The sequence below is a fragment of the Tsukamurella serpentis genome (assembly GCF_054780975.1).
The window spans coordinates 358,387-372,303 of record NZ_BAAGVH010000003.1 but is presented as its reverse complement, the minus strand read 5'-3'; the positions used below and the strand labels follow the sequence as shown (position 1 = coordinate 372,303).

16 protein-coding genes are annotated in these 13,917 nt (G+C 71.8%); 9 read left to right on the top strand and 7 right to left on the bottom strand.

All coding sequences use genetic code 11. The features are described from left to right. Positions 1–3: 3 nt before the first annotated feature. Genes serC through ACYVHG_RS10020 form a run of 3 tightly spaced genes read left to right on the top strand, consistent with a single transcriptional unit; the run spans position 4 to position 2,770 of the window. On the top strand, positions 4–1,137 hold the full coding sequence (gene serC, locus ACYVHG_RS10030) for a phosphoserine transaminase (RefSeq protein WP_461167292.1): 1,134 nt from the start codon (positions 4–6) through the stop codon (positions 1,135–1,137). A 25-nt stretch (positions 1,138–1,162) separates the two neighbouring features. Next, complete coding sequence (gene sepH / locus ACYVHG_RS10025) at positions 1,163–1,966, top strand: septation protein SepH (protein WP_461167291.1); 804 nt, start codon at positions 1,163–1,165, stop codon at positions 1,964–1,966. Between the two features lie 3 nt (positions 1,967–1,969). Then, positions 1,970–2,770: a DUF6928 family protein gene (locus ACYVHG_RS10020; protein WP_461167290.1), complete on the top strand. Its 801-nt coding sequence runs from the start codon at positions 1,970–1,972 to the stop codon at positions 2,768–2,770. Here the strand turns inward: ACYVHG_RS10020 and ACYVHG_RS10015 are convergent. The 3 genes from ACYVHG_RS10015 to ACYVHG_RS10005 all read right to left on the bottom strand — a co-directional run bounded on the left by ACYVHG_RS10015 (position 2,767) and on the right by ACYVHG_RS10005 (position 5,456). After that, positions 2,767–3,981: an MFS transporter gene (locus tag ACYVHG_RS10015; RefSeq protein WP_461167289.1), complete on the bottom strand. Its 1,215-nt coding sequence runs from the start codon at positions 3,979–3,981 to the stop codon at positions 2,767–2,769. The two genes, ACYVHG_RS10020 and ACYVHG_RS10015, sit on opposite strands and share 4 nt — an antisense overlap. Positions 3,982–3,985: 4 nt before the next feature. Then, the gene (locus tag ACYVHG_RS10010; protein WP_461167288.1) at positions 3,986–4,789 is read right to left on the bottom strand and encodes a TrmH family RNA methyltransferase; all 804 of its coding nucleotides are present in this window, start codon (positions 4,787–4,789) and stop codon (positions 3,986–3,988) included. 226 nt (positions 4,790–5,015) lie between these two features. Then, a complete protein-coding gene (locus tag ACYVHG_RS10005) occupies positions 5,016–5,456 on the bottom strand; it encodes a MarR family winged helix-turn-helix transcriptional regulator (RefSeq protein WP_461167287.1) in 441 nt (146 codons plus the stop codon). A 56-nt stretch (positions 5,457–5,512) separates the two neighbouring features. On the opposite strand from ACYVHG_RS10005, the gene ACYVHG_RS10000 reads away from it, so the two are divergent. Then, positions 5,513–5,782 carry a DUF2530 domain-containing protein gene (locus ACYVHG_RS10000; protein WP_461167286.1) on the top strand — a complete coding sequence of 90 codons (270 nt, stop codon included), beginning with the start codon at positions 5,513–5,515 and terminating at the stop codon, positions 5,780–5,782. On the opposite strand, the gene ACYVHG_RS09995 is transcribed toward ACYVHG_RS10000, so the two are convergent. Genes ACYVHG_RS09995 through ACYVHG_RS09985 form a run of 3 tightly spaced genes read right to left on the bottom strand, consistent with a single transcriptional unit; the run spans position 5,721 to position 9,590 of the window. Then, positions 5,721–6,308: a phosphatase PAP2 family protein gene (locus ACYVHG_RS09995; protein ID WP_461167285.1), complete on the bottom strand. Its 588-nt coding sequence runs from the start codon at positions 6,306–6,308 to the stop codon at positions 5,721–5,723. The two genes, ACYVHG_RS10000 and ACYVHG_RS09995, sit on opposite strands and share 62 nt — an antisense overlap. Further along, a complete protein-coding gene (locus tag ACYVHG_RS09990) occupies positions 6,305–8,860 on the bottom strand; it encodes a sacsin N-terminal ATP-binding-like domain-containing protein (RefSeq protein WP_461167284.1) in 2,556 nt (851 codons plus the stop codon). The genes ACYVHG_RS09995 and ACYVHG_RS09990 overlap by 4 nt, the downstream gene beginning before the upstream one ends. Position 8,861: 1 nt before the next feature. Further along, a complete protein-coding gene (locus ACYVHG_RS09985) occupies positions 8,862–9,590 on the bottom strand; it encodes a DUF3027 domain-containing protein (RefSeq protein ID WP_461167283.1) in 729 nt (242 codons plus the stop codon). Positions 9,591–9,674: 84 nt separating this feature from the next. Here ACYVHG_RS09985 and ACYVHG_RS09980 point away from each other — a divergent pair, with 84 nt between their 5' ends. Both ACYVHG_RS09980 and ACYVHG_RS09975 read left to right on the top strand, forming a co-directional pair. After that, entirely contained in the window at positions 9,675–11,369 is a 1,695-nt protein-coding gene (locus ACYVHG_RS09980) for an MFS transporter (protein ID WP_461167282.1), read from the top strand. Positions 11,370–11,371: 2 nt separating this feature from the next. Then, positions 11,372–11,914 (top strand): DUF2771 family protein, encoded by a 543-nt coding sequence (locus ACYVHG_RS09975; RefSeq protein ID WP_461167281.1) that lies wholly within the window; start codon positions 11,372–11,374, stop codon positions 11,912–11,914. A 21-nt stretch (positions 11,915–11,935) separates the two neighbouring features. On the opposite strand, the gene ACYVHG_RS09970 is transcribed toward ACYVHG_RS09975, so the two are convergent. After that, positions 11,936–12,364, bottom strand: coding sequence for a cold-shock protein (locus tag ACYVHG_RS09970; RefSeq protein ID WP_461167644.1), 429 nt, complete (start codon positions 12,362–12,364; stop codon positions 11,936–11,938). Positions 12,365–12,440: 76 nt separating this feature from the next. Between ACYVHG_RS09970 and ACYVHG_RS09965 the strand changes: the two genes are divergently transcribed. The 3 genes from ACYVHG_RS09965 to ACYVHG_RS09955 are packed head-to-tail and all read left to right on the top strand — an operon-like array spanning position 12,441 to position 13,889. Continuing rightward, the gene (locus ACYVHG_RS09965; RefSeq protein WP_461167280.1) at positions 12,441–12,662 is read left to right on the top strand and encodes a hypothetical protein; all 222 of its coding nucleotides are present in this window, start codon (positions 12,441–12,443) and stop codon (positions 12,660–12,662) included. Continuing rightward, complete coding sequence (gene moaA / locus ACYVHG_RS09960) at positions 12,659–13,648, top strand: GTP 3',8-cyclase MoaA (protein WP_461167279.1); 990 nt, start codon at positions 12,659–12,661, stop codon at positions 13,646–13,648. The genes ACYVHG_RS09965 and moaA overlap by 4 nt, the downstream gene beginning before the upstream one ends. Before the next feature lies 1 nt (position 13,649). Further along, positions 13,650–13,889 (top strand): MoaD/ThiS family protein, encoded by a 240-nt coding sequence (locus ACYVHG_RS09955; protein ID WP_461167278.1) that lies wholly within the window; start codon positions 13,650–13,652, stop codon positions 13,887–13,889. Positions 13,890–13,917 lie beyond the last annotated feature (28 nt).

Below are 13,917 nucleotides of genomic sequence, written 5' to 3'. Positions count from 1 at the left end.
CGCATGATCGAGATCCCCGCCGCGCTCAAGCCCGTCGACGGTCGCTTCGGTTGCGGCCCCTCCAAGGTCCGCCCGGAGCAGTTGCAGTCGCTGGTGGACACCGGAGCCTCGGTGTTCGGCACCAGCCACCGGCAGAAGCCGGTCAAGGACGTCGTCGGACGGGTCCGGGACGGCCTGCAGGATCTGTTCTCCCTGCCCGAGGGCTACCAGGTGGTACTCGGCAACGGTGGCACCACCGCCTTCTGGGACGCCGCCGCGTTCGGGCTGATCCGCGAGCGCAGCCAGCACTTCACCTACGGCGAGTTCTCCTCGAAGTTCGCCTCGGTCGCCAAGGGCAACCCGTTCATCGGCGATCCGGTGGTGGTCTCCGCGGACCCGGGCAGCGCTCCCGAGCTCACCGTCGCCGACGGTGCGGACGGCCCCGTCGATCTCATCGGCTGGGCGCACAACGAGACCTCGACCGGCGTCGCAGTGCCCGTCAGTCGCCTGGCCGGCAGCGAGAACGCGCTGATCGCGATCGACGCGACCTCGGGCGCCGGCGGCCTGCCGGTGGACATCGCCGATACCGACGTCTACTACTTCGCGCCGCAGAAGTGCTTCGCCGCCGACGGCGGCCTGTGGGTGGCGCTGATGAGCCCGAAGGCGCTGGACCGGGTCGCCGAGCTCAAGGCCGCCGGCCGCTACACGCCGGAGTTCCTGTCGCTGCCGATCGCGGTGGACAACTCCTCGAAGAACCAGACCTACAACACCCCGGCACTGGCCACGCTGCTGCTGTTCGCCGACCAGATCGAGTGGATGAACGGCAACGGCGGACTGGACTGGGCGGTCGGCCGCACCAAGGATTCCAGCGATCGCCTCTACTCCTGGGCCGAGGCCAGCGAGTACGCGACCCCGTTCGTGAGCGATCCCGCGCTGCGCAGCCAGGTGGTGGGCACCATCGACTTCGACGAGAAGATCGACGCCGCCGCGGTGGCGAAGGCGCTGCGGGAGAACGGCATCGTCGACACCGAGCCGTACCGCAAGCTGGGCCGCAACCAGCTGCGCATCGGCATGTTCCCGGCGATCGAGCCCTCGGACATCACCGCATTGACCAAGTGCATCGATTTCGTGGTCGAGCGCGTGTCGGCCGACGCGTAGCGAATCGAAGAACTACCCTTGCACCATGCAGGAACTGCGGGTTACGGGACTGAACGACGACGGCACGTCGGTGGTCTGCGAGGGCCCCGCGGGCCGGTTCCAGCTACCGATCGACGACACCTTGCGCGCGGCCGTGAGCGGTGAGCTCGCCGGCGGCGGGCAGACCGAGCTGGAACTGGGCTCGGACCTGTCGCCGCGCGACATCCAGGCCCGGATCCGCGCCGGTGCCACCGTCGACGAGATCGCCGAGCTGACCGGGGCGCCGAACCACCGGATCAAGCGGTTCGCCGGCCCGGTGCTGCTGGAGCGCTCCCGCGCGGCCGAGATGGCGCAGCTGGCGCACCCGGTGCGCGGTGACGGCCCGATGCACGCCACCCTCGCGGACGTGATCCGCACCGCGCTGGCCGAACGTGGTCACGCCGACACCACCGAGTGGGACGCCTTCAAGGGCGCCGACAACCGCTGGGTGGTGCGGATCTCGTGGAGCGTCGGCAAGTCCGGTAACCAGGCGCATTTCCGGTTCGCCCCGGGCGCGCACGGCGGCACGGCCTCCCCGGTCGACGAGACCGCACGCACTCTGCTCGATCCCGACGCCCGGCAGGGCCTGCGCAGCATCGAGCGCACCGTCGACGAGCCGCTGCGCGCGGTCCGCGCCGGCGACGAAACCCGCCCCGAGCGGGAACAGCCACGGCAGGCACGCGACCAGGCGCGCGAGTCCGCGCAGGCGCAGCTCCCGGCGGCAGCGGTGGGACAGAACAGCCGGCGGCACCCGGAGATGCCGTCATGGGAGGACGTGCTGCTCGGCGTCCGTAGTGGGAAGAACGGCTAAGGCGTGGGAGCGAACGCAGCCACGCTCTGGTTCATCGACGTGGCGGAGCCGAAGGGCATCCTGGCGATCGCCGGGAGGCCGGACGAAGCGGCGTCGCGGGCGATCGCCGAGCGCGTGCTCGGCGGGCCGGTGGCCGGCCGGCCCGAGTCCCTGGCCCGCGCAGCCGATCCCGCGCCCGGGCACGTGTACGTGGCCGCGTGGGGTGGTCTGACGGTGATCGCCCACGACGGTCTGCGCACCGATCATCCCGCGCAGCTGGACGACTCGTGGTGGGATCTCGTCCCCGCCGCCCGCGCTTTCCTGCTGGTCGCCGACGCCTCCCGGGCGGTCGGCGGGTTCGCCCTGCGCGCCGACGGCCGGGTCAAGCGCGCCTTCTCCGCGCATCCGGTGGACATCCTCGAGGACGAGGGCCTGCCCGAGTTGTTCGAGCGGCCGTTCTGGGCCGGTGAGCATCCGCTGACCTACGCCGAGGGCGTGGTCCCCGATGCCCGCGCACTGCCCTTCCACCCGATGGAGTTCTCCGAGCAGGCGAACCGGGAGCAGCTCGGTTTCCGGTACACCCATCCGCTGGCACCCACCGACCTCGATCCGGCGAGGATCCAGGTGATCGACTTCGTACTCGCCTCCGAGGTACCCGGGCCGGGCGCTCCCGGCCAGGTCCCGGCGGCGGCCGACGGCGGCGCGCAGCAATTCCCGGGCACGGGCACGGGCACGGGCACCGCTCCGGTCCAGCAGGCCCCGGACGCGCAGCAGGCGCCCGAGCGCGAGGAACGCGGTAAGGTCCGCAGCTTCTTCGGGTTCTAAGTCCGCTGCGCCGGCGTCCGGCGCAGCAGGTAGCCGCCGCACGCCGCGCAGGTGACCGCGGAGACCAGCCCACCCACCACCAGTGGGGCCGCGGGGCTGGTGGCGTCGGCGATCGCGCCGAGCAGCGGCGCCCCCAGGGGTGTCCCGCCGAGGAAGGCGAGCATGTAGATGCCCATCACCCGGCCCCGGAACTCCGGATCCACCGACAGTTGCATGATGTTCATCGCGGCGGTGGTGAACGACATCTGCAGCAACCCCACCGCCACCAGCAGCACCGCCACCACCGGGAACCAGGGCGTCAGCCCGGCCAGCAGCTGCACCGCCCCGAAGCCGCAGCCGCCGATCAGCGCCATCGGCAGCGACGCCTTCCCGGTGCGCCGGGCGGCCAGGAGCGCCCCGGTCAGCGTCCCGACGGCGAGCACCGTCGACAACAGTCCGTAGGCGTCGGCACCGAGGCCGAAACGCTGCCGGGCCAGCAGCGAGAGCGCGAGCGGGAAGTTGATCCCGAAGGTGGAGACGAAGAACACCGCGATCACCACCAGCAGCAGCTCCGGACGGCGCCGGACGTAGGCGAAACCGTCCCGCACCTGCCCCTTGGCCCGCTCCACCGGCGTTGAGGGGTGCAGCTCGGCCACCCGCATCGCCCCCAGGGCCGCCACGATCGCACCGGTGAACAGGGCGTTCACCGCGAACACCCAGCCGGTGCCCACCCCGGCGATGAGCAGTCCGGCGATCGCCGGTCCCACGATCCGGGCACCGTTGAAGACCATCGAGTTGAGTCCGATCGCATTCGGCAGCAGCTCCGGTCCCACCATCTCGACGGTGAAGGCCTGCCGGAACGGTGCGGCCACCGCGGCCGTGCAGCCGAAGACGAACGCGATCACGAAGACGTGCGCGAGCCGCACCGCACCGGTCAGCGTGAGCACCGCCAGGGCTGCCGCGCACAGCGCCGCAGCACTCTGGGTGTACATCAGCACCCGGCGCTTGTCGTACCGGTCGGCCAGTACCCCGGCCCACGCCGACAACAGCAGCGTCGGCCCGAACTGCAGCGCCATGACCACCCCGAGCACCCAGCCGCGCCCGTGCGCCAGATCGAGAACCAGCCAGTCCTCCGCGACCCGCTGCATCCAGGTGCCCACCAGGCTCACGGTCTGGCCACCGGCCCACAGCCGGTAGTTGCGGGTGCGCAGGGAGGCGAAGACCTTCGGCACCGGTTTATCGCGCCCGCTCGTAGAGGGCGAGCGCGGTGGCGGTGGCCACGTTGAGCGAGTCGGTTCCGCGGGACATCGGGATCGCGGCCCGCACCTGCGCCGCGGCCAGGGTCTCCGGCGTCAGGCCGGGGCCTTCAGCGCCCACCAGGTACGCCACCCGGTCGGGTCCGTCGGCCACCGCGCCGGCCACCGTCTCCTCGCCGGACGGGGTCAGCGCGACGGTGCGCAGCCCCGCCTCGGTCAGGGTGCGCAGGCCCGATTCCGGCCAGCCGGCGGGCGGAAGGTGGGCGAACGGGACCAGCAGCACGTGGCCCATCGAGACCCGGACCGCCCGCCGGTACAGCGGATCCGAACAGCGCGGGCCGAAGATCACCGCATCGGCGCTCAGGCCGGCGCAGTTGCGGAAGATCGAGCCCAGGTTCTCGTGGTCGTTCACCCCCTCCAGGACGACGACGGTGCGCGCACCGGCCAGCAGCCGGCCCACCGGCAGCGGCTCCGGCCGGTGCGCGGCGGCGAGCACTCCCCGGTTCAGGTGGAAGCCGACCACGTGGGCCATGAGCTCGGCGGTCACCTGATAGCGGGGCACCCCGGCCGCGGCGGCCTCCAGCCGGGCCAGCTTCGCCTCGGTGCCCATGATGGCGTGCGGCACGAAGCGGGAGGCGAGCATCCGCTCGACCACCGGCACGCCCTCGGCCAGGACCACGCCCCGGGACAGATCGGGACGTCGGTCCGCCGCGGAGAGGTCGCGGAAGTCGGTCAGCCTCGGGTCGTCCGGGTCGTCGATCGGGATCGTCGGTTGCGCCACCACCGCTCCAGCCTAGTATCGCGATCGCGCATGACCTTCACGAGAGCATGGATGTTTCTTTACGCACTCTCAACCCGATGCGGTTTCCCCCGATTCAATAATTGGTCCATACCACCCGAAGAATTGGTTCATACCAACTTGCCGCGCTCCCAGGAATTCCACAATGCGATAAATAGCAAACGGTCCCCTCGGAATGATTCCAAGGGGACCGTCGATTCAGGAACAGCGATCAGGCGCGTTTCTCCTCCGCCGCGATCAGGGCGTTGAGAATGCCGATGGCGCCGGTGAGCGTGGCGCGCTGGCCGTCGGAAAGCTCGTCGAGCTTGCCGCGCAGCCACGCCTCACGGGCGGCCGCCTCTCCCGAGATGATCTGTTCACCCTGGTCGGATAGGCTGACGATCACCTGCCGGCCATCGGTCGGGTGCGGCGTACGCCGGACCAGGCCGAGGTCGGCGAGGGAGGCGATCACCCTGGTCATGGACGGCGGCTGCACCCGTTCGCGCGCCGCCAGTTGGCCGGGGGTGAGCGGTCCTTCCGCCGCGAGGGCGTTCAACGCGGACAGCTGTGTCAAGGAGACGAGCGAATCGCGACGCCGCCCACGTAGATGGCGGGCGAATCGCACAGTGGCGAGTGAGAGATCCCCTGCCAGCCGATCGTCAATTTCAGTCACGGCGTTTAGAGTACATCTTTAAGAAATCCATCGGCGCACGAACCCCGGGAGAACTCATGAACGGACAAACGAACCCGTCGAGCGGCTCGGTTGACGTTCCCGCGCTCCCGCGGGCACTCACCCAAGCGCTTCCCGTGGTGATCGCCGGAACGGTGTTGTTCTCCGTTTCTTTGATCATCACCTTTCTCATGCGAAACATGTTCGGGGAGGCCTGGATCGTGTCCGCCTGCGGGGTCGGGGTCGGTGCGGCCGGGGCCGCGGTGCTCACCGCACAGCTGCGGGCGGCCCGGCGGGGCGACCGGGGCGCGCAACGCGGCCTCGTGTGAGACTCACCACCCACAGGCCCAGCGCCACCACCAGCGCGCCGATCAGCCAGCCCGCCAGTACATCGGTCATCCAGTGCGCGGCCAGGTACACCCGGCTCATCCCGATCGCGAACGTCGCCGCCAGCGCGAGAGCGATCGGCCACCGCCGGCCGGTGAGCGCCACCGCGGCGACCGCCAGCACCCCGAACACCACCATCGAGTTCAGTGCGTGCCCGGACGGGAAGCTCAGCGAGTCGATCTCCACCAGCCGCGGCGGAATCGACGGCCGCTGCCGCCCGAACATCAGCTTGAGCAGGTTCATCAGCCCCCACGCCAGCAGCGAGGTCACCGCGCAGTAGGCGGCCCAGGCCCGGTGCCCGAGACGCAGCAGCCACACCGTCCCGGCGAGACCGATCAGGATCAGCGAGACGGTGCTCCCGACCAGCGTGATGCCCTTGACCACCGCGGTCAGCAGATCGGACCGGATCGAGACCATGGTGTCGAGCACGGCACCGTCGAACCGGTTCGGCCACTGCCCCGGGTTCACAGCATGTCCCCGTCCACGTGCAGCACGCCGTCGGCGAGCCAGTACCGGACCCGGCGCCGCTCGCCGGCCACCTCGACCATCAGTTCCTCGTGCACCTGCACCTCCTGTCGGTCCGGCAGTTCCCCGAGCGCCTGCGCCACGGTGACCGCCGGATGAGTACCCGCGGCGAAGCGCTCGCCCCGGGAGAGAATCGTCGCCGGCTCCTCGCCGGCCAGGGGAAGATCCAGGGTGGCGGCCAGTGCCACGGCCCGGTCGATCCCGCCGAAGACCAGCGGTAGGCCGGTGAACCGCAGGTGCGGCGCGTCCAGCACTGCGGCGTCATCGGCGTCCACCACCGCCCCGTCGAAACAGCGGACCTGCGCCGGAAGCCGGGCCAGCTCGCGTCCGGCGATCTCCCGGTGCGCGGCGGTGATCGCCGCCGTGGTCGGGGTACGGTCCGGGTCGGCGAGCGCATCGGCGAGGACCTGTGCGTCGGCGTCCGAGCGGACCCTGGTCAGCAGGGCCGCGCGCAGCCGGCCGGCGTCCGGGTGCGTACACGGCTCCAGCAGGCCGGCGAAGGTCTCGTCGTCGGGGCAGCGCAGCCGCCCGAGTCCGGTCCGGGTGCGCAGCCACCAGGCGGTGTAGCCGTCCGGATCGTCGAGCACCCCGGGCAGGTCGGCGAGCAGGGTCAGCGCCGGCTCCCAGTGCGCCACCAGGTCCAGGTCGCGGGCCGCGATCAGCTCGTCGGGCTCCGCGTCCAGCTGGTCCCACCACTGCCGCGCACCGTCGAGGGTCTCGTCCGGTTCGGTGGGCAGCGCCTCGCGGAGCACCCCGAACGACCAGCCCACCCCGATGGCGCGCAGCGCCTGCACCGGGTACCGGGCCTCGAAACCGGGGTCGACGGTGCCGTACGGGTGGTCCGCGACCAGTGCCGCTCGCAGCGGAGCCTGCGCGGTCAGCAGCTCGTCCGCCGGGTACAGCTCCCCGTCGTCGCCCGGGACCGGGAGCAGCCCCAGCCAGCCGGGGCCGGGCTCGGCGCCGCCGGTCTGCGCCAGCAGCCCGAGCACCGCCTCGGTGAGGCCGACGTCGGCGTCGCCGGGGCCGGCGTCCCAGTCGATACCGGCCACCTCCTCACGCAGCGCCGGATCGCCGAGCAGGTCGACGGGGCTGAGTCTGCGGGCACCGGCCCGTTCCAGCAGCGGGTGCGCGGCGGCCGGGTGCACGATCCGGGCCCAGTCGATCCGGGCCAGGGTGGCCGCGTCGCCGGTCACCAGGGCGGCGCCGCGGGCACCGGTGACCACGCGGCCGTCGGCCAGGGGCACCGGGAGTGCACCGAGGTCGTCGGCCCGCAACCGGGCGGCGTCGAGCGCGGCGTAGAACTCGCCGTACCAGGTGGGATCGCGGTCACGAGGGGCCGCGTCGGCGAGGTCGGCGGCGGTCAGTCCGCGGGCGCCGAGGGCCACCAGCCGGGCCGCGTCCGGCGCTGCCGACAGATCCGGCGGCACCAGCGGCAGCACCTCGCGCAGCAGCCGGTACAGCTCGTCGGTGAGGTCGGGCACCACTGCGGCACGGTCCGGGCGCAGCCGGGCACCGTCGGGTCCGGTCAGCCACGGATGCCCGCGCAGCTCGTCCTCGATCGCCTCCCGCAGCAGCGCGTCGACCGCGCCGGCGGGCGGGGTGCGGGGCGGGAGCAGTGCCATCGGGTCGTCCTGCTCCGCGAGGAAGGCGGCGTAGCCGCGCGCGGCGAGCGCGATGTCGGCGCCTGGGTGCAGGTGCCGTCGGTCCGGGGTGGTCGGCAGATCGGCGATCACCCGCACCGGGAGGGTCAGCGGCTCGTCGGTGACGGTCGGGGCGTGTAGCCGCCGGGCGTCCGCACCGATCACCCAGCGGGCGTGCGGACCGTATCCGGTCACCAGATCCGGACGCTCGAAGCGCCGCTCGCCGACGGTGATCGCGGCCAGCGCGGGAAGGTCCAGGAGCAGGTCGAGGGCTTGTTCGGTGAACTCGCCGAGCAGTGCGGGGTCGGCGCCGATCAGCACCACCTCGGTGTCGTAGCCGGCCCGCGGGGCGGTCGCCACCGGGTAGGGCAGGCGCATCACGGCGACCTGCTCACGGCCGGCGTCGGCGCGCGAGCGTCGCCCGGAGAATTCGATACCGCCGCCGGTCGAGCGCAGCTGCACGTGGTCGGTCACGGTGAGTACCGCCGCGAAGCCCACCCCGAACCGGCCGACCGGGCCGCTCCCCGGACCCGGTCCGGAGGCCGCCGATTTCGGTGACACGCGCAGCGCGGCGAGAGAGGCTACGCCCGCCCGGCTCAGCGGGGCGCCGGTGTTGGCGATGTGCACGCCGTCGGACTCGGCCCAGACGGCGATCTCACCGGCCGGGTCGGCGCCGGCGATCATGGCGGCGTCGGCAGCGTTCTGGGCCAGTTCGACGACCAACCGGTCGCGGTAGCCGACGGTCACCAGGTCGCGTTCGGCCGCGAGGTCCTCGGCGGCGCGGGTGGGTGAATCGCGCCAGGTGGTCAGGGTCGCGCTGCGCAGCGCGGAGGTTCCGAACGGGTCGGCGGGCATCTCAGGCCTGCTCGGCGGGAACCTTCTCCACGGCGCCGTCGTCGTAGGGCTCGTAGGCGGGGCTCCCCTGGCCCGACGGTGCCACCACCGAGGAGTGCGCGCCGCAGCCGTAGTGCGCGTGCACCACGTGCCCATCGGCGGAGTACTCGTTGCCGCACACGCCGAAGGAGGCCCGCAGGGCGCCGGCCAGCGGCAGGTAGAAGGCGCAGTCACCGCAGTGATGGCGGGTGGACCGGGCCATCTCCGAGTCCGGGCCGAAGGCGCCGTGCAGCCAGCGCTGCGCAGCGTCGATGCGGCCGAACCGCGACATCACGCGTTCGAGGTTCACGCCGATCTCACCGGCCACCTCGTCGACCGCGGGGTCGCCGGAGAGTGCGTATCCGGGTTCGATCCGCTCGTCGTTCTCCCGGGGCGGGAGCACGTCTCCGGGGGTGAGATCACCCGCGCGGATGCGCTCCTCCCAGGGCACCCACTGCGGGGCGGTCAGCGAACCGGGGCCGGGCAGCAGCGCCGTCTCGGACACGGTCAGCTCACCGTCGGGGGTCGTGGCGATCACCGCGCACCACTGCCAACCGCGGTAGGCGGGCAGGTTCGCCTCGAAGTAATGGGCCGCGGCGAACTCGTCCTCGACGACGGTGGCGACGTGCGCACCGACCGGTGCGCCCTCCTCGGCCTCCAGCGCGGCGCGCGCGAGGTCGAGCGCGTCGGCTGACTGCAATGCGGAACTCACCCCTCAAGTGTGCCGCATCGCCTCGTCGAACCCGAAACCTGGGCCGAACGCCCGCTCGGACGCGTGTCGGTGGAATGCGGAACAATGGGACCGGTGAGCGGTCATCCGGGGAACCAGCAGTATCCCCCCGACGAGCCCCGGCGCCGTCCGGGGCAGGTGTCGCGTACCCGCGCCGGGAGCAGTGCCGGAGCCGGGAACGGCGGGAGCGCCCCGCCGGATTCCTCGGGCGCGCGGCCGCAGTACCGCGCCAACCACCACCTGCCCCCGCTGGACGAGACACCCACCCCGGCACAGGAGCGGGCGGCGCAGCGGACCCGGCGGCGGATGCCCCGCAAGCTCACCGTCACCCGGGTGGCGGCGATGCGCAGCCGGGAGATCACCGAGGCCGGCATCGCGCAGTGGCATCGCGCCACCCGCGCCGACGGTGCCGACAAGTCCGGCCTGACCGCACTGACCTACCCGGTGATCCTCAACAACGCGGTCGACGCCGCGCTCATGGTGGCGCTGGCGAACACCCTGTTCTTCGCCGCGGCGCAGGCCGAGTCCAAGTCGAAGGTGGCGTTGTACCTGCTGGTGAACATCGCCCCGTTCGCGGTGATCGCCCCGTTCATCGGACCGCTGCTGGACCGGATCCAGCACGGCCGGCGGATCGCGCTGGCCGCGTCCTTCGGGATCCGGGTGGCACTGGCGGTGCTGCTGATCACCAATTGCTCCTACGATCCCGTGCTCAACACCGTCAACTTCGATCCGTGGGTGCTCTATCCGTGCGCGCTGGGAATGATGGTGATGAGCAAGTCCTTCTCGGTGCTCAAATCCGCGGTGATCCCGCGGGTGCTGCCACCGTCGATCGACCTGGCCCGGGTGAACTCACGGCTCACCCTGTTCGGGCTGGTCGTGGGCTCGGGTGTGGGGGGTGCGATCGCTTCCGGCGCCGAGTTCGGGCTCAGCCGCATGCTGCACATCCCGGGCGCGATGTACGTGCTGATCGGATTCGCGGTGGCCGGTGCGGTGCTGTGCATGCGGATCCCGAAACGGGTGGAGAAGACCACCGGCGAGGTGCCCACCACCTGGTCGTACAGCGGCGCTGTGGACCGCGGAGCACGCGCCCCGCGCGGATCGTCGGGTTTCGGAGCGGCCCTGAAGAACCTGCGGGCGCCGCTCGGGCGCAGTGTGGTCACCGGGCTGTGGGGCAACACCACGATCCGGGTGCTCACCGGTTTCCTCACCCTCTACATCGCCTTCTACAGTAAGGCCGAGCAGGCAGCAGGGGCCAGCGCCACCGATTCACTGCTGATCATCGGCGCCATCGGGGCGGCCGCCGGGGTGGGTAATTTCCTCGGCAACGGCGTCGGCGCGCGCCTGGAACTGCCGAAACCGGCCCGGATCGTGGTCCAGGTGACGGTGATCAGCACCGTCGGCGCGATCGCCGCGGCGATCTTCGGGGATCTGATCGTCGTCGGGATCGCCACGTTCCTCGCCTCCGGGGCGTCCGCGCTCGGCAAGGTCTCCCTCGACGCCGCGATCCAGGACGACCTGCCCGACGAGTCACGGGCCTCGGCCTTCGGCCGTTCGGAGACCGCGCTGCAACTGGGCTGGGTGGGCGGTGCCGCACTCGGCGTACTGCTGCCTCCCACGCTGTGGATCGGCTTCGCCGTGGTGGCCGCGATCATGGCGCTCGGTACCCTGCAAACAGTGCTCACCCACCGCGGCGGATCGCTGATCCCGAACGTCGGCGGCAAGCGCCCGGAACACGTCCCACCCACCATGAACGGGGTCTGAAGATGATCAAGCCCAGCCGGAACCTGCTGATCGCCGGGGCGGTGTTCGCAGTGGCCGTGGCGGTCCTGATGACCTTCACCGTGCTCGCCGCGCTGGACAAGCGCAAGCAGCCCGCGCCCCGTCCGGTGCTCAGTGCCACCGCGGGGGCGACGATGCTCGCCGTGCCGCCGCTGCAGTACTGCCAGAACATCGCCCGGCTCGAATGCGATGCACCGGCCAAGCCGACCAAGCTGGGTGTCGAGCCCGGGCAGGCGATCGTGATCTCACTGCCGGACTACATCACCTCGCGGCCGTGGTCGGTCACGGTGCAGCGGTTCGACACCGAGTCCGGGAAGGCCACCGTCGAGACCACCACGCACACCCGTCCCACCGAGGACACCCTGGTGCTCAAGTCCACCGACAAGCTGCTGCTCGCGGCGGTCGAGATCAACGTGCCCTCGATGGTGCAGGATCAGTTCGGGAACCTGGTGGCGCAGGCGCTGTGGGGCATCGACACCCTCGCCGAGAGCGTGGCCAAGGACTTCGTCCTGGTGCAGAAGCCCTGAGCCGGCCCGCAGGCGCGCCCGCTACGAGTCGAGTTCGCGGGCGATCTCGCGGAGCACCTTGGCGATCTGCTCGGAGGCCTTGCGGTCTGGATACCGGCCCTTGCGCAGTTCCTGCTGCACGCTGCCGTCGAGCAGCTGGATCATGTCCTCGATCATCCCGTGCAGCTCGTCCGCCGGGCGACGGCTCGCGGCCGGCCGGCGGCCGCCGCGCTGGGCACCCGCGGCCGTGCCGCGTGCCACGCTGGGGGCGGGTTCGAGCACGGCCACCGTCAGTGCCTGCGGGCCGCGGCGTCCGGCGGCCATGGAGAACTCGACGCGCTGACCGGGCTTGAGGCCCTCGGCACCGTCGGGCAGCGCGGACGATCGGACGTACACGTCCTCCCCGCCCTCCTGGGAGAGGAAGCCGAATCCCTTGTCCGTGTCGTACCACTTGACCTTGCCGGTAGGCACCGTCATCACCCGCTCTGCTGGAAAGAACACAAAACGCGCCCCGCGACTGCGGGACGCACAGGGATAGTCTAGACGGGTGGGCAAGTCCGTTTCCGTCGCCGTCTCCGTCTCGATCGCACTGTTCGCGATCGGGCTGATCGCGATCGCCGTCCTGTTCCTGACGCCGGTCCTTGCAGACGGTGTCACAGCACCCACCTGGGTGTACCTGCTCACGCCGCTGGCCCCGATGGCCCTGATGGTGGGCACGATCGCGGTGATCCTGGGCGGAGGTACCGCAGACCGGGAGGACCGCGGGTGATCGACCTGGTGGACCGGTACGGCCGGGTGGCGCGGGATCTGCGGGTCTCGCTCACCGACCGGTGCAATCTGCGCTGCACGTACTGCATGCCCGCCGAGGGCCTGCCCTGGCTGGCGAACGAGCACCTGCTCTCCGGTGCCGAGATCGGCCGGCTGCTGACGATCGCGGTGGAGCGCCTGGGGATCACCGAGATCCGGTTCACCGGCGGCGAGCCCCTGCTGCGGGCGGACCTGGAGCAGATCGTGGCGCATGCGGCGAGGCTGGCCCCGCGGCCGGAGATCTCCCTGACCACCAACGGGCTGTCGCTGGCTCGGCACGCCGACGCGCTGGCGGCGGCCGGGCTGGACCGGGTGAACGTCTCACTGGACAGCGTCGACCGGGACGCCTACGCCCGGGTCACGCGGCGGGACCGGCTCGACGACGCACTGGCCGGCCTGCGGGCCGCGGCCGCAGCCGGATTGACCCCGGTGAAGGTGAACGCGGTGCTCGGCCCGGGGCGCCTCGACGACGCCGCTCCCCTGCTCCGGCTGTGCCTGGACGCCGGTTACGAGTTGCGGATCATCGAGCAGATGCCGCTCGACGCCGGGCACACCTGGGAGCGGAGCACCATGATCACCGCCGACGCGGTGCTGGGGCGGTTGCGCCGCGAGTTCACCCTCACGCCCGACGGGGCGCCGCGCGGCAGCGCTCCTGCGGAGCGGTTCGTGGTCGACGGTGGTCCGGCGACGGTCGGCATCATCGCCTCGGTGACGCGCCCGTTCTGCGGTGATTGCGACCGGGTGCGGCTGACCGCCGACGGGCAGATCCGCACCTGCCTGTTCGCGGCCGATGAGACCGACCTCAAGCCGCTGTTGCGCGGCGGCGCGTCCGATGCCCGGATCGCCGAGGCCTGGGCCGCGGCGATGCTGGGTAAACAGGCCGGGCACGGGATCGACGATCCATCGTTCCTGCAGCCGACCCGCCCGATGAGCGCGATCGGCGGCTGAGGTGCTGATCCGTTACTTCGCCGCGGCGCGGGCCGCGGCCGGAACGCCGCAGGAGAACCTCGAGGTTCCCGACGGCGCCTCGGTGGCGCAGATCGCGGAACTGCTGGTGGCGCGGCATCCGGCGTTGCGGCCGCTGTTGCCGCGCTGCGGCTACCTGCTCGACGAGGTGGCCGTGCGCGATACCGCCGCGCCCGCCACCGGGGCGGTGCTCGACGTGCTGCCGCCGTTCGCCGGGGGCTGAGAACGGCCGTCGCGCGCCCCCGGCAACG